The sequence below is a fragment of the Pantoea sp. SGAir0215 genome (genome assembly GCF_043543215.1).
Map to the genome: position 1 here is coordinate 1,197,552 of NZ_CP028031.1, position 25,697 is coordinate 1,223,248.

The window sequence follows — 25,697 nt, forward strand, 5'->3', positions numbered from 1 at the left end:
GACCAAGCTAAACTGCATTTATGGTTATCATGAATTTTCATTGATCTTTTTATGAATTTATTAAGTTATGCATTGCATCTACAGATGTATGTTTTTTTCCTTCATATTTAGTTAATTGTAAAAAATGATTGTATAGGGAGTTTATTTGTCCTTATGGTATTTATTGAGGTTATGTTAGACCTACATCTTTTGTATCTATGACACCAAAAACCCCACCGCCACCAACGCATAAAACCCCGCACAAATCACATCAAAACTGCGCCTTGCCCGATTGAGATACGTCTCCGCCGTTTGCGAAGTAAAAATCAGCGCATATAACCCAAATATCATCACGCCGGTTAGCGCGCAGGTGGCAACCAGAACATAGCTCTGCCACTGCGGGGCGCTGCGGGTCAGGCCTACGCTGGTGACGGTGAACCAGGTCAGTGCGGCTTTGGGATTCGTAAGGTGCAATCCCAGCCCTTGCAGATAGTAGCCGCGTAAACGCGTGTGAGAACGGGCGGGACGTGTCGCCAGGTCGCCAGGGCGAAAGGCACTGCGCAGGGCTTTTGACGCCAGCCAGAGCAAACAGGCCGCGCCGAGCAGTTTTAGCCAGAAAATAAAACCGTGTTAGGAAACCAAACTGGCAGAGATGCCAAAGGCGTTCAGTAAGCCCCGGCACTGGGAACCTGAGATGACGCCGGTTGCCAGCACCAGCCCGGCCTGACGGCCGCAGTAGCGATGGGCAGATTGCCCGGTCCGGGCGAGGCGGTGCCAATGGTGTAAACCAGTGAGGTAGCTAAAAACTTAGCGGGGTTGCACAGGGGCAACCCCATTGAACCGCTAATGGCTCTGCTTACTCTCTTCGTCTTTATGCTTCTTCGCCAGGTAATGTCCTGCCGCGCAGCCCGCCACGGCACCGGCAACCGCATGGTGTTTAAGGTGACCGGCTACGCCGCCGACCAGCGCGCCTTTCAGGCAGCCTTCTGCCTGTGCCTGAGAGGCAACCGACATTAACAGGCCAAGCGTGACCACAAAAAGGGGAAGTTTACGCATCGTTTCTTAATCCTTATCGGGAGTGCGGTGTTTACGCTGCGACAATAACCGTAATGAAGCATGAGTGGGCAAAAAAGTGCAGGGCTGTTGTACGACGGTTGTAAAAAAAGTGGTCAGGCCCGATGGCAAAGGTCTGGCACAACGTGTGCCTGGGATAACTGGGGTTTGCGCAGGCTACACCGGGGTCAGGGCTTGCGCATAATCCGTTGGCCATATTCATCAGTGCCCGCCGCGCGCCAGCCGTGTTTTTCATAAAAACGTTCAGCAGGGGAACCTGTGTCGGTGGTCAACATCATCGACCGGGCCTGTTGTTGTCTGAACCAGTCGGTGATGTTTTCAAGCAGTTGGCTACCTATCCCGAGCCGCTGAAACGCGGGCTTGATAAACAGGCCACCGATTAACGGATCGGGCGCATAAATACCCAGCCCGTAACCGACGTACTCGTCATCGACGTTGGCGATCCAGCCACCGCCCTGGCGGATATCGTCAAGCGCCTGCTCACGCTGCAGATAGCGGATCTGGTGAGCATGCAGCCGGTTTTCCGTCACCGAGAAGCGGATTTCATACATCTCTTTCAGATGCCGATCGGCCAGTTTTTCGTAGGTAATATGCATAGTGCCTCGCAAATCATCATTGAACCGTTGATGTCATGACCTTACCGGTTTACGCCTGAACAGCATCTCAACGCGCCGGGGCGATCGCGCGCCGGTGAGGCTGACGGCAGGTTAACGCCATTCTTTGACGTTCATCACAGCCTGCGCTTTTTGCGACGGTATCACCTCGCTTCCCGGAGAAAAAATGTAATAAATACCGCGTGATCAATTCAATTATCGGGACGCAAAATGAAGAAAAAATTAACCTGTTTATCTCTGGTGGCCGGAAGCCTGCTGATGGGATATGGACCCGCACTGCTTGCCGCACCGTTACCGCAAACCCCGGATACTCACATCCCCGTGAGCCGCTATATCACCGCGCTGAATCCCGATCACTCCATTACCTTTCGCCTGTTTGCGCCCGCCGCGAAGCAGGTTGCTGTGGTCACGGGGGCCACGCCGCTGAGTCAGCAGCCCCATGATATGAAAAAGGACAGTGCCGGTATCTGGTCGTGGACCAGCGAGCCGCTGAAGCCCGATTTATATGAGTACTATTTTGATGTGGATGGTTTCCGCACGCCGGATACCGGCAGCCGCTTTACCAAACCGCAGCGCCAGGTGAACACCAGTATGATTCTGGTGCCGGGCAGCATTCTGGATGAGCGTAACGTGGCGCACGGCGATGTGCTGACGCTGACGTATCATTCCACCGCACTGAAATCCGAACGTCAGGTCTTTGTCTGGGCACCGCCGGGCTATAAGGCAGACGGTAAACCGTTACCGGTGCTCTACTTCTATCACGGTTTTGGCGATACCGGGCTGTCCGCCATCTCGCAGCTCCGCCTGCCGCAGATCATGGACAACCTGCTGGCCGAAGGCAAAATTACGCCGATGCTGGTTGTGGTGCCTGATACCGAAACGGACATCGTGCAGGCCATTCCTGAAAACTTTCCCCCAGCCGACCGTCGAAAAGACTTTTATCCCCTCAATGCCGCAGCCGCCGATAAGGAACTGATGCAGGACATTATCCCGCTGGTGGAAAAGCGCTTTACCGTCAGTCGCAAACCGGCAGACCGGGCGATTGCCGGACTGTCTCAGGGCGGCTATCAGGCGCTGGTGTCAGGCATGACGCACCTGAACGACTTTGGCTGGCTGGCCAGCTTTAGCGGCGTGACCACCAGTACGGTGCCGAATGAGGCTGTGACACGCCAGCTGAGTCAGGCGCAGGCGGTGAATAAGCAGCTGAAAAACATTACGCTGGCGGTGGGCGATAAAGACATCGTGACCGGCAAAGACATTGCCGGACTCAAAGCCGAGCTGGAAAAGCAGGGCGTAAAATTCCATTACACTCAATATCCGGGGTTGGGGCATGAGATGGATGTCTGGCGACCTGCGTATATCGAATTTGTGCAACAGGTGTTTAAACCGCAGCAGCCATAGTCAGGCCCGATCCCTTCCTGTGACGGTGATTCAGGGCAGCATTTACGGAATCACCGTTATTCACAGCATTCTTCCCCGGCGACGCTAAACAACGTCGCTGAAATACCATGCACGTCCTTTAAAAAGCGTTTTTATTTATTTCTTCAGCCTGCCGTGTCAGGTAAGTAAAAAAACACTGCCTACGTCGACAGTAAATGCTGCAAACGCCGTATGGGAAAAATCTGCGTCAGCCATTTTTCAAAATGACCGGTATTGATGTATTTAAGTTACCCGTTAACCGGATGCGGCAATATTATCCTTTTTATTTTTTCTCACTGTCTCCATTTTTCACTGGTCTGCAATGCTTAATTCTTAGCACGCGAAGGATACAGGCGCGTTGAGCTGCGGGCAGGAAATGGGGTCAATACCTTGTGCAGCAGGCGTTGTAAAAGGCTTCGCAATCCGGGCCAGCATAAAATAAAGATTTTAATTCCTGAAACCTTATTAAATAACAAGGGATTAACGATCAATCTTTTAATTTTGATAGGTTAAATCATAGCTTAACCCGATAAATAACATTTGATTGATAGTCTGTAGCGATCAATAATCACGCTACTTCATCGCGTTGAATCAGAGCATGGGAATGGAAATCCACAATCTCGATAATAACAACCGTGCCTGGTGGTTCATTGCTGAACCTGTCGTTAACAACGCGTCGACATTAATTGCTGTAGAAGTTTTGACGCGATTCGCCGCACCGGGAACCCCCTGTTTTCATATTGCGAAATTAAATAAACAACAGAAAATAAAGCTGTTACGAGAACAACTTTCTCTAATCGATAAGAAGCGTCATTTTTTTGAAGAAAACCAGTTGCTGTGTTCTGTAAATGTCGATCTGGAAATGGCTTTTGCGCTGCTGGAAGAACGGGATATTGTTGAGCTCGCCACAGCGCACTCTTTTCTTCGCATTGAAGTCGCGGAACACTTTCCCGATCTTGCGCAGGGATTAAATAATCCCTTACTCCGGGAATTACATAATAAATACACGTTATGGCTGGATGATTTTGGCAGTGCGGCTTCCCACTTTCCCTGTTTACAGCGTGGAATGTATGAAGCCGTGAAAATAGATAAGCATTTTTTCTGGCGGCATCAAAACAGCCCCGTCTGGCAAGCCACGCTGGCGGAAATTAAACACTATTGTGAATTTATTATTGTAGAAGGCGTCGAAACGGCGCAACACTTCGAATTCGCCAGACCGCACGCTGCGGCATTTCAGGGCTATTTGTTTGAGGCGTTTTTATTCGATACGCTCGCGTAACCGCTCAGCGATAATTCATACCGGGTTTTCTTTCTTCAATAAGAAAGGCCCGCATAATGCGTTGGCCAGACAGCCTGATGCTGTCAAAGAAAAACCGTGCCCTGCGATTTACGGCAGTCGCGTGGGCTACAACCGAACCAGCGGCGAAAGGCGCGTGAGAAGGCGCTGACTTCAGAATAGCCCAACAGCAAGGCCATTTCAGAGACCGACAGATGGTGTTGTTTCAGGTAATGCGTCGCCATCTCTTTGCGGACGCTGTCGACCAGGGCGGAAAAACTGGTTTGCTCATCGCGCAGTCGCCGCTGTAACGACCAGGCAGACAGTCCCTGTTTTTCGGCGATAATGTCCAGTGAGGGTTCGCCATTGAGTAGCTGAAGGTGAATGTCGGTGCGGGTTTGATTAACGGTATCCTGAATGATGACGGGCGGGCTGAGCCGACGGATCGCATCCTGCATCACCAGCAGCAGCATGGGATCGTGATCCGGCATTTTACGGCCCAGATCCGTTTTGGCGATGATCATCGAGTTAAAGGGCTGATCGAAATAGACCGGCGCATCAAAGACTTTACAGTGTTCGTGCCAGTGCTCAGGGCGCGGATGCTCGAAATGCACTTCACGCGGTGCCCAGTGGCGTCCTGCCGCGTGGCGAATCAGGTTAAGAAACATGCCTAACGTCAGTTCTGCATCCTGACGGCGCTGCAGAATCGCGCCGTGACGCACCTGATAATCCAGCTGCCAGCAGTCGCTGCGCTCCGTCAGACGAATACAGGTGTTGTGTTGATGGTAGGGAAAGGCATTGACCACGTTTTGCAGCGCCTGTTCCAGCGTGGCCGAGCACAGACCAATATAGCCAATCAGACCCAGAGACTGTGGCCGGAACTGATGACCATACTGTAAACCGAAGTTGTCCACGCCCGCCTGGCTGGCCGCTTCTTCCAGCACCCGACAGTAATTGACCAGGTCCAGGCTCAGCGTCGGGCAGGCGAGCGTATCCGGATCGATCCCGCTGATGCCGAAAATACGATCCACATCGCCACCCTGGGCGTTAATGAAATCACCCAGTCCCGTCGCGGCGGCCGACAGGACGCCACGGTGACTGCTACCCGCGCTGGACATGGCCGTTATGGCGGCCTCTGGAAATCTGCTGGTCATGATGTTTTCCGCCTGCAACTGAACATCGTTAGCTTCTGCAAGAAACATACCAGCCGTCAGGCAACAGTTAACAGGCACTTAGCATCGCCCCCGTGAAGATTGCACCGCGATCTGTCATTCAGGCACCGCCAGAGTGCGCTAGACGCCAATCGGCAATCGGGCCCCTTCGAGATAGCGGTGGCACAGGCGTACCGTGTCGTTCGCCCAACCGTCGCCCAGGCTGCGCGCCATTTCTGTTTCGCGATGGGAAGCGACCCAGGCGGTCAGCTGAATGCGGCGCTGAATCAGCATGGACGGGATCATCGCCAGCTCCTCATCGCTGACGTGTGCCACCTGTTCGTAGCCGTTTAGCCAGTTTTCCACCCACTGTGGGGCGCTGGGATGATGTTCGACAAAGCTGATCGCGGCGGCAAGATCGTGCAGATACCAGCCCATTCCGCAGTCATCAAAATCAATGACCCGCGTTTCGCCTTTGTGTACCAGCAGATTGGTCAGGCGCAGGTCGGCGTGAATCAGACCATAGCGGTCGGGCGACTGGCCAAACGCTGCCATCTCACGGCCGACATGCGACAGCGTTTCTTCGATCACGCCATGTTGTGATGGCGCTAAACCGGCCACATCGCGCCAGTCACCCCAGTGACCCGTAGGGGAAACCATCGTGTGATGATCCCAGACGATACGGCGAAAGGTTTGTGGCTTTTGCCAGCGCCGACTGTGGTGGTGGAGCTGCGCGGTGATGCGGCCTAACTGGCGAAAGGCGGCCGGATCGACCGCATCGGTGAGCATATCGCCCTCGATCCAGTGAAACAGCACAGCATAGCGTTCACTGCCGTCCGGCAGCGGCAGCGTCTGAATGCGGTTATCGTGCCCGTCGCGCACCGCCACCGGCACGCAGATGTCTGCGGCCTGAAGCGCATCCAGCCAGTGCAGCTCGCTTTCAATATCCTGCTTAGCGTGGTAATCGCCGCGGTGAATACGTAACGCGTACCGGCCCTGCGGCGTGCTGACAGACAGGGTGGCGTTCTCGGAACGGCACAGAAGTTTGACCTCTGCATGCAAACAGGCCGGATACGCCTGCAACGCCTGGTGGGCAAGCTGAAGAATGCTGTCGTTCGTTAAGGCGTCATATTGCTTAATGCTCATGTCTGTCTCCCTTTCTCTGCGTGTGGAGGCAGCATGGCGCTGAACCGGCCTGGCGCGCTTGACCTGAGAGCAGGCAAAAATTGACTTCGGCAGAGGCGTCACAGCCCGACCCGGGTCAACTTGACCCCAGCCGACGTGTTTCTGTTTTCTGCGGTCAAGTTTTTCTGTTGCGGCTGTGTCCATCATCTACCCGTCAGCTTTTTAGGCATCGCCTTTTCACTTTACACAGACGGGGAACGCAGTGATGAAAGAGAAACTGAAACCCACCCTTGGTACCCTGCAACTCTGGGGCATCGCTGTGGGACTGGTTATATCGGGAGAATATTTCGGCTGGAGCTATGGCTGGGGAGCCGCGGGTACGCTGGGTTTTCTGGTCACGACGTTTTTTGTCGCCGCCATGTACACCTGTTTTATCTTCAGCTTTACCGAACTGACGACCGCCATTCCGCAGGCCGGAGGACCGTTTGCCTACAGTCGCCGTGCTTTCGGTGATACCGGCGGGCTGATTGCGGGCATTGCCACCTTAATCGAGTTTGTGTTTGCGCCCCCGGCCATTGCTATGGCGATAGGCGCCTACCTCAATGTGCAGTTTCCGGAAGTGAATCCTAAGCTCATTGCGGTCTGTGCCTACCTGATCTTTATGGGACTGAACATCATCGGCGTCAGCATTGCGGCAACCTTTGAGCTGCTGGTGACGCTGCTGGCGGTGATTGAACTGCTGGTGTTTATGGGCGTGGTCGCGCCGGGCTTCAGCCTGACGAATTTTGTCGCCCATGGCTGGGCAGGGCAGGATACGTTCTCTCTGGCCTCGGTATCCGGGATGTTTGCCGCCATTCCTTTTGCCATCTGGTTTTTCCTTGCCATTGAAGGCGTTGCCATGGCGGCCGAAGAGGCAAAAGACCCACGCCGGACCATTCCCCGCGCCTACATCAGCGGTATTTTAACGCTGGTGGTGCTGGCGATGGGTGTCATGGTGTTTGCCGGAGGGGCAGGTGACTGGCGCACGCTGTCAGGCATTAACGATCCGCTGCCGCAGGCCATGAAAATGCTGGTCGGTAACGATTCACGCTGGATGCACATGCTGGTGTGGATTGGCCTGTTCGGCCTGATTGCCAGTTTCCACGGCATTATCATGGGCTATTCGCGTCAGTTCTTTGCGCTGGCGCGGGAAGGTTATTTGCCGCCTTCACTGGCAAAACTGTCGCGCTTTAATACACCGCACCGGGCGATCCTGGCGGGCGGTGTGGTCGGCATTGTTGCCATTTTCTCTGACGGCATCAGCTTTCAGGGAATGAGCCTGACCGCCGCGATGATCACCATGTCGGTGTTTGGGGCGATCGTCATGTACATCATGAGTATGCTGAGCCTGTTTAAACTGCGTCGCACGGATCCGACACTGGCACGTAGCTACCGTGCACCGGGTTATCCGGTGATCCCCGCCATCGCCCTGTGTGGCTCGGTGATCTGCCTGATCGCGATGCTGTGGTTTAACCCGCAGATCGGCGCGCTGTTCGTGGGCTTTATGGTGGCGGGCTATCTCTACTTCCTGACCACGCACTCCCGCCGCGGTGCTGTCGCGCAGCGCTCTGTTGCCGCAGAAACCGATTAACGTTTATACCCGCCTGGCGGTGCGTAACGTGCCGCCGGGCAGCACAAAGACCAAGGAGTCACGATGACGGTACGTTCAACCATAATGGATACCAACAGCTTTCGTGCTGAAAACGCGGAAACGCTGGCACCGGACATTCGACAACTGACCGATAAGCGCAGTCAGGTACTGGGCGAGTCCTATCGACTGTTTTACCGCAATCCGGTGCATCTGGTGCGCGGAAAGGGCCAGTATTTGTGGGATAAGGCGGGCAATCAGTATCTGGATATGTATAACAACGTTGCCAGTATTGGTCACTGTCATCCGGCGGTCGTGGATGCCGTACATAAACAGATGATGCAGTTAAACACCCATACGCGCTATTTGCATGAGTCGATCCTTGCGTACAGCGATCGCATTCTGGCCACGATGCCGGCCGAGATTGATCGGGCCATGTATATGTGTACCGGATCCGAGGCAAACGATCTGGCGATCCGCATTGCCCAGTGCTGGAGCGGTGGTACGGGCATCATCGTGTCCAAAGAAGCCTATCACGGCACCAGTGCGCTTACCTCCGGCGTTTCGCCCGCGCTGGGCAGCGGTCAGCCGTTATCACCGCATACACGGCTGGTGGCCCCGCCTGACTTTTATCGCATTCAGACGGCGGATCAGGGTGCCTGGTTTGCGCAGGAAATTCAGAAGCAAATCGATGATATGGCTGCGCACGGCATTAAATTTGCGGGGTTCCTGGCCGACTCGATTTTCTCGTCAGACGGCGTTTTACCCGGTCAGCCCGGCTTTTTAAAACCGGCGATTGATGTGGTGCATCAGAATGGCGGCATTTTTATTGCCGATGAAGTGCAGCCTGGCTTTGCCCGTACCGGCGAGGCGTTCTGGGGCTTTGCCCGACACGGCGTGGTTCCGGATGTCGTAACTACCGGCAAACCGATGGGGAACGGCATTCCGGTCTCGGGGCTGATGGCGAAAGCGCCGGTCATGGCGGCGTTTAGCGATGCGCTACCTTACTTTAATACCTTTGGTGGTAACCCGGTCTCCATGGCGGCGGCGCACGCGGTGATGGATGTCATTGAACAGGAAGAACTTCAGGCGCACAGCCTGAAAACCGGTGCTGCACTGCTGGCGGCGCTGCAATCCCTGCAGGCAACGTATCCGTGCATCGGTGAAGTCCGTGGGGCAGGGCTGTTTATCGGCTTTGAGCTGGTGAAGGACAGAGAAAGCAAAGCGCCTGACAAACGTCTGGCACTCGATCTGGTGGAGGCGTTACGTGAGGCCTTTGTGCTGACCTCCGTTGCCGGGCCATACGGTAACGTGCTGAAAATCCGCCCACCGCTCTGTTTCCAGACGCACGATATCGACTGGGTGGTCAGTGCCATGGATCGCTGCCTGAGGAAATTACAGAGCTGAACGCCATCCCAAAAAACAGGGACCACGCAGACGGAACGCAACCTGTCTGCGGCATACAGGCCCATCCGTTTGCAGCGCCAGAGGAAAATCCTCTGGCGCTGAGCTTCCTGTCCTTTACGTGGCCGCGCAGGCCTGGCAGCCGCCGGGCCTGCGCATTCTCAGCTTAAGCGTGGGCGCCCGAAGGCAACTCCAGTTCATGGCTTTCCCCCGCAAGGGTCCAGCTGTCAGGATCCAGCAACCGGCCCTGGCCAAAGACACAACCATTTGGCTGGAAGAACACGTCGCCGTAAAGGGGATCGTTCACGCAAATCGTGCCGTCCTCACGCTGTTCGACACTGATCTGGGCGAAGCGCGAGTCAAATTCTTCCAACGTGCTGAGTTGCGGATCGTCATTCAGACGAATCAGCCAGCAGGTCTCTTTTCCCGCTAAGCGGGCTTCACAGTGCTGCGCGGGACCGCGGGTTGTCAGCCGGAAAGGCTGGTTGCCCGAAATCTGCACCATGCCGTTACCGCTGCGGAGCAAAATGCGTTGCTCACAGACGCGCATCTCATCGAAATAGCGCTGCGGCAGCCAGGCATGGGTAAAATCGGGCTGATCGTCATGAACGTTGAACATCACGATGGCCAGGCCACGATATTGCTGAACGCGCGGCAATGTGCCACATCCTCCCCAGTACGAAGGGCGACCAAAACCGCCGTGCAGCTTTTCGCCCGGATGATTGATCCAGATTTGCGCCTCAGGCACGTCGCCAATCCTTAAATGAATCGGGGTTTCCTGATAACCCCACTCGCCCCAGCGGTAACCGGCAAGCGAACCCATAGCCACGTGGCGGGTTTTATAGTGATAAAGGCGGGCAATGCGGTTTTTCCCCTGGGCAAAATACCATTCCTGCGCGGTGTCACCCTGCCAGCAGGCGACCTTTGCCTGGCCGGGCGGAAGGGGTAATTTTTTCTGCTGCAACAGCAGGGCCAGCTGCGGCAGGGCATGAAAGCGGCAGCCGTAGTAACCTTTTCCCCACAGCAGGCGAGAGATCGCCGACAGCTCCAGCGAGCGGCCTGCGCACAGCGTGTGCTCATAGGAACGTCCCTGCGAGGCGGTCAGCATGCCCTGATGTGATGAACGGGCGAGCTGCTCCAGCAGGCGCAATATGGCCCGCTGGCTGCGCGTCACGATGTCCGCATCTTCTGCCAGGGCGGCAAGGGCGCTCAGACCTTTCAGGTCTATCGGGAAGTACGGTGCTGAATTCCACTCGGCCATCTCGCACTGCTCGAAATGATCGAGCCAGGCCCGCACGCGCGCCAGACCGGCTGCGGCCTGCTCACGGCCCGTTCGCCCAGATCGGATAAACGTCGCGTCAGGAAAGGCGCTGCCTGCCAGGTATGCGGCGGTATGAAACAGCAGGGCATGATTTTCTGAGAAGTACCACTGCACGTCATTACCCGGTTCATCCATCCAGTAGCGGAAGCCTAAAATGGCCCGATCGATTTTTTCCCGTGTGGCGCTGGCCAGGCGATCGGCCCACTGGATCCGGCACCAGAGCAGCGGCACCAGGGTAAAGTCGGCGCAGTCGTGACAGGCTTCAACGGAAGGCAGAACGCCTTCCAGCATTGACTGGGTTTCCGCGTCATCCATCCCGCAGGCTAAGCGTGCCAGCGCTTTTACACTGCTGTACTCGCCGTGCAGCGCAACGTGCCTCAGGGCTTCTTCTGCCCTGGCTGCCAAAGTGTCAGGCACCTGCGCCTGGCGTTCAGCGTGGCAGATTTCGACGCCCAGCGTGCGGGTGATGTGGAAAGCGCCTTTTTTCAGGCTGACAGCAAAACGGCGAAAATCGGCGGGCAATGTGTCGCTCTCGGCGAGCGTGACGGCCCCTTCGCCTTTCTCCAGAACGGTACGAAGCCGCACCGGCTGATCCAGCGAAATAAAATCGCCGGAAACCAAAACGTTTAGATCGAAAGTGTCTGGCGCAGGGGACGGGAAACACAGGCGCACCGGCCCCTGCGTATAAGTCGGTTGTTCAAATGCCATTCCTTCCAGCATCGACTCCATATGCCGCACCTGTTCTGCCTCCACCGGCACCGCCAGCGCAACCTGAAGCGGATCCCCCTCGACGTAATCCAGCTGGAAAAAGAAGCGGACATCGCGTTCGGCCAGATCGTCAAACCAGATGCGAAGCGTATTTAACCCGGCCTGAAGGTTAAGCGTAAATTCAACCTGGCTTTCCAGGTTGCGCTGATAATCGGCCAGCCAGGCAACCTCCTCGCCGTTCAGGGTGACCAGTGCTGCGCCACAGGTGGTCAGGCGAAAACGACGGCTGCCGGGCGCGGCTGCGACCAGACAGGTTTCCGCCTGTGCGCCAATGCGGGTGGCGCGAAACCAAAACCCCGACAAATCGACCCGATCGGACCCAAAAGGAAACCACCAGTTTGTCAGCGTGCGGTCGCCAAACGGACAGGGTTTTTTGCCGGCGAACTGTTTTTGAAATTCAGTACGGCAGGGATAGGTATGCGGAATAAAGTTTTTATGTTTGCTCAGAAAGAAAAAAGGATCCATCTCGCCCGACATGGGAACATCATCCACGTCATAGGGTTGTGAAGCCACTGCCGAGAGCTGCCAGTAGCGCACAGCATCTCGTTGTTGCAGCGGAAAGTGACAATAGGTTGTCTGCGTCATAATTCGATTCTCCTGGTGTCAGCGTTGTTATTATTTTTGGGTGTGCCTTAACCCTTCGGTCAGGCATAAGATGGCCAGCGCCTGACCGTAGCCGGTCGGCTGAAGCGGAATGTCTTTATAAAATTGCAGGGTTCTTCCCATGCGGGTGCCATAAGACACATTGTGCACGGTGCCCTCGTCATCAATGTTTCGCTGCACGGCTTCCAGCGCGCGCAACCCTGCCTGTAACCAACGGTCATCGCCATAGCCCAGACGCGCGCCTTTTAACAGCCCATAGCCAAACCCGGCCGTGGCCGAGATTTCTTCGTAGCTGTCGGGATGATCGAGTAGGGTGTGCCACGCGCCCTGCGAGGATTGCAGGTCGATGAGGGTATTCACCTGCGTTTTCAGGCACGCCAGCAGATAGTCACGTACGCCACCGCGAAGCGCGGTCAGTTCCAGAAACTCAATAATGCCAACGGTGATCCAGGCATTGCCGCGCGCCCAGCGGGCGTGAGCAAAATTATTCTTCTCGGCGAAGCTCCAGCCGTGAAACCATAAACCGGTTTGCGGATCGTTAAGATAGCGGGCATGCAGTAAAAACTGACGCACGGCTTCATCCACCAGTTCCTGCCGCCCGGCGACCATGCCGTAGTGGCCAAGAAACAGCACCACCATAAACAGCGTATCATCCCAGATTTCCATGGGATTAATGCCGTCGGATACGACGTGCTGAAACCCGTCCTCCGGCGTACGCGGCAGCGCGGTCATTACCCTGTTGGCCCAGTGATCCAGCACCGCTTGATACTGAGGATCACGATTGTGAGCCCACAGCAGCGACAGCGGCAGCATCGGTGCCGTGGTATTAATATTTAAGGGCGGCAGGCCTTTCTGAATATTATTCTGGAACCAGGTCTCAATAAGCTGGTAAATATCTTTGCGTTGCGTGAGTTCCCATAACCGGACGAGGCCAAATAATCCCACGCCCTGCGGCCATTCCCAGTTGGCGAAGGAAATATAATCTCCCGCGGTGCCATCAATATTGGGTTCGTTAAATCGTCCTTCGTCTTTTAGCTGTGTAAAACCCGTCAGTAACAGATTGAGTTGATGCTCAATAGATTGCGTAGTCATTGTTATTCCTGTGTTTTATCATTATTCCATGGTGATTATTTTTCATGCCTGGCCCTCGCGATTTACGCGATAATCGTCAGTTTCAAATGGCCGTGTTTAATGCTGTCCGCCCAAAAGGCGTAAACGTTTCAGGTAAAAAACAGCGTCCTCTTTTATTGATGCCATTATTACGTGGTGCGAACCTTACCCGTTTTTACGCGCGACGATTTAACACCGATATAAACTGTGTTGTTTAATCTGTGACATTTAAATAACGCGTAACAAGGGCCCGAATATAATTTCCGCGCTGAGTATCAGTGATGCGTAATAACACCGCCACACAGATGGCGATGAGCGTATGCTGGTTAACGTGCCAGCCAGCCGCCATCCACGGCCAGGGTATAACCATTGATATAGTCGGATGCTGGCGAGGCGAGAAACACCACTGGCCCCATGACATCGTCCGGCTGTCCCCAGCGCCCGGCCGGAATGCGATTCAGAATGTCAGCATTACGCTGCGCATCGGCCCGGAGTTGCTGCGTGTTATCGGTAGCCATATAGCCCGGTGCGATAGCATTCACGTTAATCCGGTATTTGGCCCACTCGTTTGCCAGTAACCGCGTGATGCCCATGACGCCGCTCTTTGATGCTGTATAGGACGGAACACGGATCCCACCCTGAAACGACAGCATTGAGGCAATATTGATGATTTTGCCGCCGCTGCCCTGTGCGATAAAGTGTCGGGCCACGGCCTGAGACATAAAGAACAGACTCTTAATATTCAGGTCCATCACATCATCCCAGTCTTGTTCACTGAAGTTGATGGCATCCTCACGGCGAATCAGTCCGGCGTTGTTGACCAGGATATCGATACGACCAAAGTGGGCAACCGCGCTGTCCAGCAAGGCAGGGATCGCGTCAATCTTGCGCAGGTCGGCTTTCAGGCTCAGGAAACGTCGCCCCAGTGCGGTAACACGCGCCTGGGTTTCATCGGGCTCAACCTGGTTAATGCCTACGATGTCGCAGCCTGCCTCCGCCAGACCTATCGCCATTCCCTGGCCCAGGCCGGTGTTGCAACCCGTGACCACCGCGACGTTACCGTGTAGAGAAAATGTGTTCAGTATCATAATGATTCCTTTCAGGCGTATCGCCTTGTGCTTACTGCATCATGCCGCCATGGGTTAGCGCAGATCGTTGACTGCGACGTGGTCCATGTCATCAAACACCTGATTTTCACCAACGGTGCCCCAGATAAAGCTGTAAGCACGCGTCCCCACACCTGAGTGAACAGACCAGCTGGGTGAGATCACCGCCTGTTCGTTATGGATCACGATATGACGCGTTTCCTGGGGTTCTCCCATCATATGGAACACGCAGGCGTCATCGGCTATAGCAAAGTAGAGGTAGACTTCCATGCGGCGCGCATGGGTATGACAGGGCATGGTGTTCCAGAGATTGCCGGGTTCGAGCTGGGTAAGTCCCATGCTGAGCTGGCAGGTTTCCACTACCTCGGGGACAAGGTACTTATGGATAGTTCGGCGATTGCTGGACAGCGGATCGCCCAGCGTGACCGAGGCCGCATCCGCTGCCGTGACTTTACGAATGGGTAAGGTTTTATGGGCTGGCGCGCAGTTAAAATAAAACTTTGCAGGCTGGTGTGGATCCAGACTGGCGTACACGACCGTTTTGCTGCCTTTGCCGATATACAGCGCCTCGCGATGACCAATCTCATAGTCGTTGCCATCCACGGTAACTTTACCGGGACCGCCAATATTAATCATGCCCAGTTCACGGCGTTCCAGGAAGTCACTGACGCCCAGTTGCTTCGCCACCTCATTGTTAATCGAGACAGCCCGTGTGACAGGCATAATCCCGCCGACAATAATGCGATCGATATGACTGTAAGTCAGGGTGTAATCATCCGGGACAAAGATTTTCTCGATTAAGAACTCATCGCGAAGGCCTTGTGTATCCAGCGTGTTGGCGTGCGCGCTGTGAATGCTTTGTCTGATATCCACGTTTATCTCCCGTTAAATAGAATAGTAAATGCAACACGTAATAAATGGCTTATTGATTCCAGTTGCACGCATCCTATTCGGCACACCAATGACTTTCAATTAAAAATGAAACGTTGTTTTGATTTTTTATTTTAAAGGGTGAGGTATGTCTGATTTTTATGCGTGTCCGGGCTTGTATGAGCAACATTAATTACGAGTTCTGTTACAAAAAAACGGGCATGTTGCGATGAGTTGTATAAAACAGGCTTGAGAATTTCTGTCTGATGTAAAATGGGCATTATCGTTAAAAGCGTGTGCGAAAGGATTTAGTGGCTCAATTAAATAAAATAAATAACTTTCTTTATCTTCTACAAGGAAACGTCATTCAAACGATGTGGAGGTGACAGTTTTGTCAGAACCGTCTGGATAATCGCTGTTGGAAATGCTGTAAGATGATAAAACCCATGGTTACCACGGGTTTTTATTGAGGTTTTAAAAGACTATTTTGAATGCGTTTTATTTCTGAGCTTGAGTTGCTTTCGCCAGACGCGGTTGTGCAAATAAAACGCATTACTTTTGAAAAAAAGATGACTGTTAAGGCACGATAACGCAACAAGAACAAATACCATGCCGATACAGGATGAAATTAAAGTAAAGGTTGTAACAGAACCGCCGAATAGCGCGGAAATTAGCGTTTTTAAGAAATAGATTGCCACTACCGCTAATGTGAAATATACGAGGTTAATATATGTTTTTAGGGCGGTATGGTTTCCACGAGCGATTAATGTTAATGAGGGGAACATGACTAAGCAATAGATAAAACCAGTAACAATGACGCCTCCTGACAACGCTTTATCAGGCCATGCCATAAGAGAAAAAACAGTTTCCCATATAGAGGTTTGAGGAACAGTAAAAGCCAGAAGAGAGAGAACAAAACTGATCAGCAATGGGATGCCCATAGTATGCCATCCTATAGGCGAGACCATCAAATCCTTCATGTTATCTTTGAGCTGTTCGAGTTCATCGGCGTCATCCGTAGACATTTTTTCATTAACCATTTTACTAAGTTCAAGCGTTCTTTTAAGTTGCATTAGCATGCTTTAATTAACTAATTAATTTACTGAAAAAGACTGAACGACCCCAGTCAAATACTTCCCGGACTGCGGGATAGTGTGAGGGTTCCTTATTGTACCTGTAAGCGCACTCCCCATAAACGCAGAGCTGTTAACAAACGCTGTGGCCAACTCCCGCTGAAGTGATTTTTGCAAGGCATCAGAAGGATATCGTTTAGGATAAATCCCTGCTTTTATAGCCGCTTTAATACCGCTGTTTGAGATGCCAGGATTTTGTTGCCGTATTATTTCCTCAGTAATACGTCTGCGTTCAGCTCTACTTGGTGTTTTAAGCCAGTTAATCAGGTTTTCAGAAGACGTCGTTGCCTTCAGAACCTTATGCGTTTTATCAACGCTTTTTAAACCCGCTCCTGAACCAGATGATATCAAGTGCGGCGATTGTAGTAGTGTACCGACCTTATGAGCCGAACCAGGCCACTTTTTTATTCTATTTAAAAGAGGTTGTTTTCCTTTTTAGTTCCAGTTGCTTTCGCCAGGCCCGATTATGAAGCATAAAAGCGCAGGACTTATAAAACATTTGACTGTTAAGGCACTTGAGAGCCGTCAGACTTAACGCAGTGCTTAATAATGCACCTGCAAAAGATAGCGAATAATTATTATTGCCACTCATTGATGAAACCATGGTGAGAAAGAGAAACACTAAAGCAGTCATTAATACCAAAAACAGGATGGAAATATAAGCTCTTAGTGCCAAATATATTCCGCGTGAAACCAGCATCATTGTTGTAAACAAGACCAGGACATAGATAAACGCTGCAGCAATTATACCGATAAAGACAGCGTGTTTTTGCCACCCCATCAGGTCATAGATGAATAACCACAATGAAAACTGAGGCAGGGAGAAGCTGATCAACGTCAGCACCATACTGATGACTAAGGGGGCGCCAAAAGTGTGTAATCCGATTGGCATACCCATTTTTTCTTTCATGTCATCTTTAATATGCTCCAGCTCATCAACGCCACTAACATTTATTTCTTTGTTCGTTTTTTCGCTGAGCTTGATTGTTTTATTAATGTATTTCATTTTAACAACTTATGTAGAGGGAAGTGACTGAATGACGCCGATGATATACTTCCCGGACTGGACAATGTTTTGTGGATTTTTTAACGTGCCTGTCAATGCGCTACCAGCAAACGCCGATGAATTCACCAGTGCAGACGTTAATTCACGCTGAAGAGATTTTTGTACAGCCTCGGCCGGATAACGTTTAGGGTACACACCTGCTTTCATGGCTGCCCTGATACCGCCATTTGAAATACCGGGGTTTTGCGCGCGGATGATTTCCTCTGTAATTTTTTTCGCTCAGCGCGACTTAACGTTTTAAGCCAGTCGATGGCCTTTGCAGAAGAGGGCGCTTTCATCACCTTATACGTTTCGATCGCGCTTTTTAGACCGGCACCCGCTCCGGCAAGCGATATAACATCCAGCGCGGTCGTTGTTGCAACATACCATGACTGTGAATCAATCCACGCGACATAGTCTTCCTGACCTTCGTAGATAGCATATAATCGCGCGCTACCGATGGCGCACTGCATACCTGTCGCTAAACCCCCTGCGATAATCATGCCTGCTACAATACCCGATGCTCCTGCTGTCAAAGGTACGGCAACGGCATAATCTATCGCAAGAAATCCCGTAATAATTAAGCACCACATGAAAATATTGTCGATATCATCTCGCCAGCCAGCGAAGGCTTACTAAGTGTTTCCGTCAGCGCCTTAATGGCAACCTGAGGATTTATAGCATTGACCTTCGTTATTACTACATGGCTAACACGACTTTTGCTGGCTTGCGCGTCATAACGCGAAGGCCGGACCAGCCATTGCTGTGGGCCGTCAGAATAGATGATACCGACCTGGCTAAAGTCCCGCATGCAATCCAGACGATTCGCCAGTGCGTTAAAATCAATGTCATCAGCTGACACCAGCCCCATCCGTCGGCCCAGGCTGTAATCCGGAAGAGAATTTGAATACGGTTGTGGTAAGGCCATTCGATCACTCCCTGATAATGAAAGGCTGGTTAGTGTCGCTAAAGAGTAAAGCACAGCGGAAGGTGAGAGATTAAGAACAGTTTTAATAATCGATTCGTTAAGTAAATGGATTATCAAGACAGAGATGGCTTGCTGCCAGAACCTGTCGCATGCGCCTGTACAAAAAATATTAAACAGGTTTATATTTTAAACCCTCAGTCTCAGCAACCACTGGCATCAAAAATCTGAGCAAACTGTGATTATGTCGTGGGTTTTACGCGCGCAGGATGCCTTTGTCGTGTAAGGCGTGGGCGTACATTGTTGGGGCCTTTGCCACATCATTCAGTCTGTTTGTATTAAGAAAAGGGCAGCATTGCGCGTGCCAGCAAAAACCGGGACTGGGCTTTCATAAAAAATTAATAAAAACCCCGCTATCAGGTGAGCATACGTTTAATAATCCTGACTGATAATCCCTCACCTGAAATACTTCAGTCGCTCCGTGATGAAAAGAAGAGAGGGCTCATGAACTTCCGATTCACCATGCTGGCGGCTAACAGACGGTTGCTGCCAAACGTCTGGGATGCCGTGGCATTTCCCCTGATTATTTGCCTGATTGCAATGGTGGCGGTGGGCTTTCATCAAACGCTGATGCCGATTGACAGCCTGAAAACCCAGGCCATCTCCCTTGATCCGACTAATCTGCCGGAATATGCCATGCGCACCACGCTGCGTATGTTGGTAGCGATGCTGGCTTCACTGGTGTTCAGCCTGATCTACGGCACGCTGGCGGCCAAAAGTCGCCGGGCAGAAAAGGTGTTAGTGCCCATTCTGGATATCCTGCAGTCCGTGCCGGTGCTGGGTTATATCTCTTTTACCGTGACCTTTTTTATTGCCCTGTTTCCCGGGCAGGTGCTGGGCGTAGAACTGGCGGCGATATTTGCCCTGTTTACCAGTCAGGCCTGGAACATGACCTTTAGCTTTTACCAGTCGCTACGTACCGTACCGGCCGATTTGGTGGAAGTCTCACGTGGCTTTCATCTGACCGGCTGGCAACGTTTCTGGAAGCTGGATGCGCCTTTCGCCGTGCCGGGACTGGTGTGGAATATGATGATGTCGATGTCGGGGGGCTGGTTCTTTATTGTCGCCTCAGAGGCGATCACGGTGGGTAACAACACCTTTACCTTACCCGGCGTGGGCGGCTATCTGGCACAGGCGATTCTGCATAAAGATATCCATGCGGTGGGCTGGGTGCTGCTTACCATGGTGATCGTGATTCTGGCTTATGATCAGCTGTTGTTCAGGCCGCTGGTGGCCTGGGCGGATAAGTTCCGCATGGAAAACACACGTTCGGGGAGTGCGCCGACCTCATGGGTGCGTGATCTGATGCGCCGTACGCGCCTGATTCACCAGATCTTTACGCCGCTGCGCCTGCTGCTGTCTGCGCTGGCGCGTATCTCGTGGCGCTGGCCTGCCTCCAGGTCGGTCCGGGCCGAAAGCAGCACGGAATCCCGCTCGCGTCTGGGTGACTTTATCTGGGGCGCCTTCGTCATTTTACTGACCCTGTATGTGGTCTGGCGGGTTATTACCTATGTGCAAATCGGTGTCACGCTGGCGGACGTGAAACATGTCTTCGGCCTGGGGCTGATTACACTTCTGCGCGTCACCGTGTTGATTCTGATTTCATCGCTGATTTGGGTGCCGCTGGGCGTGATGATTGGCCTGCGTCCTGCACTGGCCGGAAAAATTCAGCCGGTTGCCCAGTTCCTGGCGGCGTTCCCGGCCAACCTGATGTTTCCGGTGTTCGTCATTATGATTGTGCACTTCAGGCTGAATCCGGATATCTGGCTGTCTCCGCTTATTGTGCTTGGTACGCAGTGGTACATCCTGTTTAACGTCGTGGCGGGCACCACCGCCTTTCCCAATGATTACAAAGAGGCTGCCGCAAACTTTCATATTCGCGGCTGGCAGTGGTGGCGTCAGGTGATGCTGCCCGGCATTTTCCCCTACTACATTACCGGTGCCATTACCGCTTCCGGCGGAGCCTGGAACGCCAGCATCGTGTCCGAATTTGTACAATGGGGAAATACGCAGGTCACCGCCCACGGCCTGGGGGCGTATATCGCGCAAACCACGGCCGCTGGGGACTTCCCGAGGATTATTCTTGGTATCGCCGTGATGTCGTTGTTTGTCACCTTGTTCAACCGTCTGCTGTGGCGGCCGCTGTACGTCTACGCTGAATCAAAATTCCGTGCTAATTAAGGGACCCGAGATGTTAAACAATCAACCCACACACCATGCAGACGTGTCGACCAAAAAAACGGACGGTCGCCAGGCGGTCCTGACGGTAAAAGACATTAAGCACGGTTACGATAAAGCGCACGGTGAAGTGCTGATTCTGGATGACGTCAATCTGACTCTGCATGAAGGCGAGATAGTGGGGCTGCTGGGCCGCTCTGGTTCGGGAAAATCGACACTGCTGCGCATTATTTCTGGTCTGATTACGCCCGGCTCGGGTTCCGTTGACTACCTGGGCGCACCGCTGAACGGCCCCGCCAAAGGCGTGGCGATGGTGTTCCAGACCTTTGCGCTGTTTCCCTGGTTAACGGTGCTACAGAACGTAGAAGCCGGGCTTGAAGCGCTGGGCGTGGAAAAAGCGGAACGCAGAAAGCGTGCGCTGGCGGCCATTGACCTTATCGGCCTGGACGGTTTCGAAAACGCCTATCCGCGTGAATTATCGGGCGGCATGCGTCAGCGTGTGGGCTTTGCACGCGCTCTGGTCGTCGATCCCACCTTATTGTTAATGGATGAGCCGTTTTCCGCGCTGGATGTGTTAACCGCCGAAACGCTGCGTACCGATTTACTCGATCTGTGGAATGAGGGACAGATGCCGATGAAATCGGTGCTTATCGTCACCCACAATATCGAAGAAGCCGTCTTTATGTGTGACCGCATTCTGGTGCTGTCCTCTAACCCCGGGCGCGTAGTGGCAGAAATCAAAGTGCCCTTTGGCCATCCGCGTAACCGGTTGGATCCGGCTTTTCGTCGGCTGGTCGATGATGTTTATACCCAAATGACCGCACGGCCTACCAGCGATAATGTGAAAAAGAGCCTCAGACTGGGAACGCGGCTGCCGCATGTGTCAACCAACCTGATGGCCGGGTTGATCGAAACCCTGGCAGCAGCACCGTACCACGGCCGCGCCGACATGCCAGAGGTGGCCCGTTCGCTGCATCTGGAAGTCGATGAACTGTTCCCGATAGCCGAAGTGCTTCAGTCGCTGGGCTTTGCGGACGTGCGGGAAGGGGACATCTTCCTGACGCCGCCCGCCCGGGTGTTTGCCGAGTCAGACACGCAGCAGCGTAAGGTGATGTTTGCCGATCATCTGCTGCGTTACGTGCCGCTGGCCGCCCTGATCAAAACGGTACTGGATGAGCGTCCGGGACATCGTGCACCGCGCGTGCGTTTTGAACAGGAACTGGAAGATTCGCTTTCCGACAGTGCGGCTAAAGAGACGCTGGATAGTGTGATTAACTGGGGCCGTTATGCGGAGATCTTCTCTTATAACGACCAGACCGAGTACTTTAGCCTGGAAGACGTCGAATTCTGATTGGGGTGGATGAACCGGTAGCGACTCAGGGTCACTGACCCGGTCCCTGGTCTGAACGCGAGTACGTTTCGTTTACAGGACCGGGAAGAATAAAGCAAAGGCACCCTGTTGCGCCTTTGCTTCCCGTTAACGGATTCAGGGACGCCAGACCGTGCCATCGGGCGTACGGGCCATCGTCCAGGTGGGGTTACCGCCTTCGCAGGGGAATTTCGCCGCCAGCGTTTCATTAATGTCGATACCCAATCCCGGCCTGTCATTAACGTACGCATAGCCTTGCTCGACGTCCGGGCAGCCGGGAAACACTTCACGCAGGGCATCGTTCATCGGCGTGTATTCCTGAACGCCAAAATTTGGTGAGCTCAGGTCCAGATGCATATTCGCACACACGCCGACCGGTGAAATATCGCCGGGGCTGTGCCAGGCCGTGCGGACACCGTTTAATTCACTGTAAACAGCAATTTTCTTCGCCGGCGTAATTCCGCCAATGGAACTGATATGGCAGCGAATATAGTCAATCAGCTTATTGTCGATCAGCGGCTTCCATTCGTTCACATTCACGAACAGCTCGCCCATTGAGATGGGCGTAGAGGACTGCTGGCGCAGCATCTTCAGCCACTCCGTGTTCTCTGGCGCAACCGGATCTTCCAGGAAAAACAGCTGGTACGGCTCCAGGGCTTTAGCCATATGAATGGCGTTAATCGGTGTAATGCGCTCATGCGCATCGTGCAGAAGCTCTACGCCAAAACCCAGCTTGTTGCGCAGATGATCAAACAGGCGTGGAATGCTTTTCGCATAGGCTTCCGGATCAAAGTACATGCCTGCTGTTTTGCTGCGCGGTGAACGCTTAGGCTGGATATTTTTCGCTTTGACCATGCGGTTCGCGATGAGTCTGAGATCGTCAGTACCGGCACCGCCATACATGCCCATCTGGCAGCGGATATACTGATAACCTTCCTCCATTTTGGCGCGGGCACTGTCTTCCACTTCGACTTCGTCTGCGCCATCGGTGTGCACATAGAGCGCAATACCATCGCGACACTTGCCGCCCAGCAGCTCATAAACCGGCAATCCGGCCAGTTTGCCTTTAATGTCCCACAGCGCCATATCGACACCGGACAGGGCGTTATTCATGACCGGACCATTGCGCCAGTAGCCACTGACGGCGGCAGACTGCCAGATATCTTCGATTCTTGCCGGATCCTTGCCCGTCAGAAAAGGCGCCAGGTAATCATCAATGGCGCTTTGTACCGCATAGATGCGTTGGGTAAAGGTGGCGCAGCCCAGGCCATACAGACCCGGCTCGTTGGTTTCGATTTTAACCACGACCAGATCGATGCCGCCGGGCGCAGTCAGAATGGTTTTAACATTCGTGATGGACAGATTACTCACAATCGCTCCTCTTTTATCAGGCCACTTACCGCCACCGTCGTGCTCGTTGCTGCTCATGGCTAACAGGTATGTTGTCATACAACATGACTGTTTTATCACAAAGCCGGGTCGTTGCCCTTATTAGCTTCCGATTCTGTGATGGGGATCTAATGACTGAACTTTATGCACGTAGTTAAGATTTATTTTCTTAAAATACAGCATCCTAATCAATTTCAGGGTGAGGGCTTTGTGATAGACGCCTCATAACGCATCATTTCGTATTGATTTAATCTGCGCGTAAATTCACCTTAATAAGATAGTTGTCATACATATTTAAGGGTGGAATATGACTGCACTGTTCGATCTGACCGGGAAAACGGCATTAATCACCGGTTCATCTCGTGGGCTGGGTTATGCCTATGCTGAAGCCCTGGCGGCGGCCGGGGCACAGGTGATTTTGAACGGCACGCGTAAAGCGGGGCTGGATGAGGCGGTTGAACAACTCGTGGCGAAAGGCTATCACGCCACGGGGCGGGTATTCGATGTGACAGATGAAGGCGAAATTGAACAGGCATTTGCCGCGCTGGATGAGCAGGCGATTGCGGTGGATATCCTTATCAATAATGCCGGCATTCAGTACCGTAAACCGATGCTGGAACTGGCGCTTGAACAGTGGCAAAAAGTCATTGATACCAACCTGACCAGCGCCTTCCTGGTTTCACGCGCGGCGGCAAAGCGCATGATCGCCCGTCACCAGGGCGGAAAAATCATCAATGTCGGTTCGTTAACCAGTCAGGCCGCGCGTCCGACGGTTGCGCCTTATACGGCGGCCAAGGGCGGAATCAAGATGTTGACCTGCTCAATGGCGGCCGAATGGGCGCAGTTTAATATCCAGACCAACGCGATTGGGCCGGGTTATATCTTAACCGACATGAACCGTGCGCTGGTGGACGACGCCCGGTTTGATAGCTGGGTGAAAAGCAGCAATCCCTCTCAACGTTGGGGCCGGCCAGACGAAGTAGCCGGCACCGCCGTTTTCCTCGCTTCGCGCGCGTCAGATTATATCAACGGGCAGATGATTTACGTTGATGGCGGCTGGCTGGCCGTGTTGTGAGCCTTATTGACCTGCAAAGGGGAACCCATCGTGCATAGCTTAATGACCCAGGCCTGCGTGGCAAAGGGTAAAAAAGACATTGTGGTAGAAGAGCGCGAGCTGCATTACGCAGAGGATGACGTCGTGATAAAAGTGGAGTGCGGCGGCATTTGCGGATCCGATATTCATTATTATCACGAAGGGCGGGCCGGGTTATCCGTCATTCAGCATCCTTTTATTATCGGACACGAATTTGTGGGGCGGATTTATCATGCGCCGGAATCTTCTGCCCTCAAACCCGGACAGAAAGTGGCGGTTAACCCGTCGCAGCCCTGCGGGCGATGTGAATATTGTCAGGCCGGGAAACAAAATGCCTGCCCAACCATGCGCTTCATGGGTAGTGCGCAGTTCACGCCGCATGTGGAAGGCGGGTTTGCACAGTATGTCGTGGTGTCCGCGCAGCAGTGTGTGCCCTACGACGAGCAGGTTCCGGCCAGCGTGATGGCGGTTGCCGAACCCACCGCGGTCGTCATTCACGCGCTTAATGTGGCAGGCAGTATCGTGGGCAAAAAGGTGCTGGTAATGGGCGCAGGCCCCATAGGCGCGTTAGCCATTGCCGCAGCAAAAGCATCGGGCGCAGCGGAAATTGTGGCCTGTGATCTCAGCGAGCGGTGTCGTCGTATTGCGTGTGAAATGGGTGCCGATGTCGCCGTGGACGCGGCCGATACGGCGGCCATGGCCCGCTATTGTGAACACCGGGGCTACTTTGACGTCACACTGGAGGCCAGCGGGGCAGAGGCAGCCATCAGCACCAGTATCCTGGCGACGCGGCCAGGTGGCACGGTGGTTCAAATTGGCATGGGAAAAAGCCCGCTTCATTTTCCCGTCGCGCAGATGCTGGTAAAAGAAATTAGCTGGAAAGGTTCCTTTCGTTTTATTGATGAATTTGCGGTTGCAGTGAAATGGCTGGAAAAAGGCATTATCGATCCGCGACCGATTCTGTCCGGTCAGTATGCGCATCAGGATATTGAAGTGGCTTTGCAGGCCGCCAGTGATAAAACGCAGCATTCAAAAGTGTTAGTCGTCTTTTAAGTTCA

At 53.3% G+C, this 25,697-nt stretch carries 20 protein-coding genes and 1 pseudogene; 8 read left to right on the top strand and 13 right to left on the bottom strand.

Going from position 1 to position 25,697, the window contains the following annotated elements:
- Positions 1-195: 195 nt before the first annotated feature.
- The 3 genes from C1N64_RS05680 to C1N64_RS05690 all read right to left on the bottom strand — a co-directional run bounded on the left by C1N64_RS05680 (position 196) and on the right by C1N64_RS05690 (position 1,649).
- Complete coding sequence (locus tag C1N64_RS05680) at positions 196-567, bottom strand: LysE family translocator (RefSeq protein WP_394515323.1); 372 nt, start codon at positions 565-567, stop codon at positions 196-198.
- Positions 568-822: 255 nt separating this feature from the next.
- Positions 823-1,035: a hypothetical protein gene (locus C1N64_RS05685; protein WP_033740144.1), complete on the bottom strand. Its 213-nt coding sequence runs from the start codon at positions 1,033-1,035 to the stop codon at positions 823-825.
- 185 nt (positions 1,036-1,220) lie between these two features.
- Entirely contained in the window at positions 1,221-1,649 is a 429-nt protein-coding gene (locus C1N64_RS05690) for a GNAT family N-acetyltransferase (protein WP_054634563.1), read from the bottom strand.
- Between the two features lie 276 nt (positions 1,650-1,925).
- On the opposite strand from C1N64_RS05690, the gene C1N64_RS05695 reads away from it, so the two are divergent.
- On the top strand, positions 1,926-3,068 hold the full coding sequence (locus tag C1N64_RS05695) for an alpha/beta hydrolase-fold protein (protein WP_394515495.1): 1,143 nt from the start codon (positions 1,926-1,928) through the stop codon (positions 3,066-3,068).
- A 616-nt stretch (positions 3,069-3,684) separates the two neighbouring features.
- Positions 3,685-4,365: an EAL domain-containing protein gene (locus C1N64_RS05700; protein WP_058702119.1), complete on the top strand. Its 681-nt coding sequence runs from the start codon at positions 3,685-3,687 to the stop codon at positions 4,363-4,365.
- A gap of 83 nt (positions 4,366-4,448) precedes the next feature.
- On the opposite strand, the gene C1N64_RS05705 is transcribed toward C1N64_RS05700, so the two are convergent.
- On the bottom strand, positions 4,449-5,516 hold the full coding sequence (locus C1N64_RS05705) for an AraC-like transcriptional regulator QhpR (RefSeq protein WP_033740338.1): 1,068 nt from the start codon (positions 5,514-5,516) through the stop codon (positions 4,449-4,451).
- Positions 5,517-5,654: 138 nt separating this feature from the next.
- Positions 5,655-6,659: a phosphotransferase enzyme family protein gene (locus C1N64_RS05710; RefSeq protein ID WP_394515324.1), complete on the bottom strand. Its 1,005-nt coding sequence runs from the start codon at positions 6,657-6,659 to the stop codon at positions 5,655-5,657.
- Positions 6,660-6,903: 244 nt separating this feature from the next.
- On the opposite strand from C1N64_RS05710, the gene eat reads away from it, so the two are divergent.
- Both eat and C1N64_RS05720 read left to right on the top strand, forming a co-directional pair.
- The gene (gene eat, locus C1N64_RS05715) at positions 6,904-8,268 is read left to right on the top strand and encodes an ethanolamine permease (RefSeq protein ID WP_033740149.1); all 1,365 of its coding nucleotides are present in this window, start codon (positions 6,904-6,906) and stop codon (positions 8,266-8,268) included.
- Between the two features lie 63 nt (positions 8,269-8,331).
- Positions 8,332-9,672, top strand: a complete 1,341-nt coding sequence (locus tag C1N64_RS05720; protein WP_033740150.1) for an aspartate aminotransferase family protein — start codon at positions 8,332-8,334, stop codon at positions 9,670-9,672.
- A 163-nt stretch (positions 9,673-9,835) separates the two neighbouring features.
- Here the strand turns inward: C1N64_RS05720 and C1N64_RS05725 are convergent, their stop codons facing one another.
- The 7 genes and pseudogenes from C1N64_RS05725 to C1N64_RS05755 form a co-directional block, all read right to left on the bottom strand.
- Positions 9,836-12,343, bottom strand: a complete 2,508-nt coding sequence (locus C1N64_RS05725) for a hypothetical protein (RefSeq protein WP_394515325.1) — start codon at positions 12,341-12,343, stop codon at positions 9,836-9,838.
- Positions 12,344-12,373: 30 nt separating this feature from the next.
- On the bottom strand, positions 12,374-13,453 hold the full coding sequence (locus tag C1N64_RS05730) for a beta-galactosidase BglB (RefSeq protein WP_367143340.1): 1,080 nt from the start codon (positions 13,451-13,453) through the stop codon (positions 12,374-12,376).
- Between the two features lie 344 nt (positions 13,454-13,797).
- Complete coding sequence (gene kduD / locus C1N64_RS05735) at positions 13,798-14,559, bottom strand: 2-dehydro-3-deoxy-D-gluconate 5-dehydrogenase KduD (protein ID WP_039338815.1); 762 nt, start codon at positions 14,557-14,559, stop codon at positions 13,798-13,800.
- Positions 14,560-14,613: 54 nt separating this feature from the next.
- Positions 14,614-15,450, bottom strand: a complete 837-nt coding sequence (gene kduI, locus C1N64_RS05740) for a 5-dehydro-4-deoxy-D-glucuronate isomerase (RefSeq protein WP_054688191.1) — start codon at positions 15,448-15,450, stop codon at positions 14,614-14,616.
- A gap of 479 nt (positions 15,451-15,929) precedes the next feature.
- Complete coding sequence (locus tag C1N64_RS05745; protein WP_367143339.1) at positions 15,930-16,520, bottom strand: hypothetical protein; 591 nt, start codon at positions 16,518-16,520, stop codon at positions 15,930-15,932.
- Positions 16,521-16,989: 469 nt separating this feature from the next.
- Positions 16,990-17,586: a hypothetical protein gene (locus C1N64_RS05750; RefSeq protein ID WP_039338813.1), complete on the bottom strand. Its 597-nt coding sequence runs from the start codon at positions 17,584-17,586 to the stop codon at positions 16,990-16,992.
- 9 nt (positions 17,587-17,595) lie between these two features.
- Positions 17,596-18,553: pseudogene (locus C1N64_RS05755) on the bottom strand (hypothetical protein).
- Between the two features lie 501 nt (positions 18,554-19,054).
- Here C1N64_RS05755 and C1N64_RS05760 point away from each other — a divergent pair.
- Both C1N64_RS05760 and C1N64_RS05765 read left to right on the top strand, forming a co-directional pair.
- Positions 19,055-20,791: an ABC transporter permease gene (locus C1N64_RS05760; RefSeq protein WP_054688189.1), complete on the top strand. Its 1,737-nt coding sequence runs from the start codon at positions 19,055-19,057 to the stop codon at positions 20,789-20,791.
- Positions 20,792-20,801: 10 nt separating this feature from the next.
- Positions 20,802-22,139, top strand: a complete 1,338-nt coding sequence (locus tag C1N64_RS05765; RefSeq protein ID WP_164482913.1) for an ABC transporter ATP-binding protein — start codon at positions 20,802-20,804, stop codon at positions 22,137-22,139.
- 135 nt (positions 22,140-22,274) lie between these two features.
- Here C1N64_RS05765 and C1N64_RS05770 read toward each other — a convergent pair whose 3' ends face one another.
- The gene (locus C1N64_RS05770) at positions 22,275-23,528 is read right to left on the bottom strand and encodes an enolase C-terminal domain-like protein (RefSeq protein WP_033740161.1); all 1,254 of its coding nucleotides are present in this window, start codon (positions 23,526-23,528) and stop codon (positions 22,275-22,277) included.
- Positions 23,529-23,853: 325 nt separating this feature from the next.
- Between C1N64_RS05770 and C1N64_RS05775 the strand changes: the two genes are divergently transcribed.
- Both C1N64_RS05775 and idnD read left to right on the top strand, forming a co-directional pair.
- The gene (locus C1N64_RS05775) at positions 23,854-24,621 is read left to right on the top strand and encodes an SDR family oxidoreductase (RefSeq protein WP_039338810.1); all 768 of its coding nucleotides are present in this window, start codon (positions 23,854-23,856) and stop codon (positions 24,619-24,621) included.
- Positions 24,622-24,663: 42 nt separating this feature from the next.
- Positions 24,664-25,692, top strand: a complete 1,029-nt coding sequence (gene idnD, locus C1N64_RS05780) for an L-idonate 5-dehydrogenase (protein ID WP_033740164.1) — start codon at positions 24,664-24,666, stop codon at positions 25,690-25,692.
- Positions 25,693-25,697 lie beyond the last annotated feature (5 nt).

Coding starts and splice junctions, on each gene's coding strand:
- C1N64_RS05685 (WP_033740144.1), bottom strand. CDS start 1,035: ATGCGTAAACTTCCCCTTTTTGTGGTCACGCTTGGCCTGTTAATGTCG.
- C1N64_RS05690 (WP_054634563.1), bottom strand. CDS start 1,649: ATGCATATTACCTACGAAAAACTGGCCGATCGGCATCTGAAAGAGATG.
- C1N64_RS05695 (WP_394515495.1), top strand. CDS start 1,926: ATGGGATATGGACCCGCACTGCTTGCCGCACCGTTACCGCAAACCCCG.
- C1N64_RS05700 (WP_058702119.1), top strand. CDS start 3,685: ATGGGAATGGAAATCCACAATCTCGATAATAACAACCGTGCCTGGTGG.
- C1N64_RS05705 (WP_033740338.1), bottom strand. CDS start 5,516: ATGACCAGCAGATTTCCAGAGGCCGCCATAACGGCCATGTCCAGCGCG.
- C1N64_RS05710 (WP_394515324.1), bottom strand. CDS start 6,659: ATGAGCATTAAGCAATATGACGCCTTAACGAACGACAGCATTCTTCAG.
- eat (WP_033740149.1), top strand. CDS start 6,904: ATGAAAGAGAAACTGAAACCCACCCTTGGTACCCTGCAACTCTGGGGC.
- C1N64_RS05720 (WP_033740150.1), top strand. CDS start 8,332: ATGACGGTACGTTCAACCATAATGGATACCAACAGCTTTCGTGCTGAA.
- C1N64_RS05725 (WP_394515325.1), bottom strand. CDS start 12,343: ATGACGCAGACAACCTATTGTCACTTTCCGCTGCAACAACGAGATGCT.
- C1N64_RS05730 (WP_367143340.1), bottom strand. CDS start 13,453: ATGACTACGCAATCTATTGAGCATCAACTCAATCTGTTACTGACGGGT.
- kduD (WP_039338815.1), bottom strand. CDS start 14,559: ATGATACTGAACACATTTTCTCTACACGGTAACGTCGCGGTGGTCACG.
- C1N64_RS05745 (WP_367143339.1), bottom strand. CDS start 16,520: ATGCAACTTAAAAGAACGCTTGAACTTAGTAAAATGGTTAATGAAAAA.
- C1N64_RS05750 (WP_039338813.1), bottom strand. CDS start 17,586: ATGAAATACATTAATAAAACAATCAAGCTCAGCGAAAAAACGAACAAA.
- C1N64_RS05760 (WP_054688189.1), top strand. CDS start 19,055: ATGAACTTCCGATTCACCATGCTGGCGGCTAACAGACGGTTGCTGCCA.
- C1N64_RS05765 (WP_164482913.1), top strand. CDS start 20,802: ATGTTAAACAATCAACCCACACACCATGCAGACGTGTCGACCAAAAAA.
- C1N64_RS05775 (WP_039338810.1), top strand. CDS start 23,854: ATGACTGCACTGTTCGATCTGACCGGGAAAACGGCATTAATCACCGGT.
- idnD (WP_033740164.1), top strand. CDS start 24,664: ATGACCCAGGCCTGCGTGGCAAAGGGTAAAAAAGACATTGTGGTAGAA.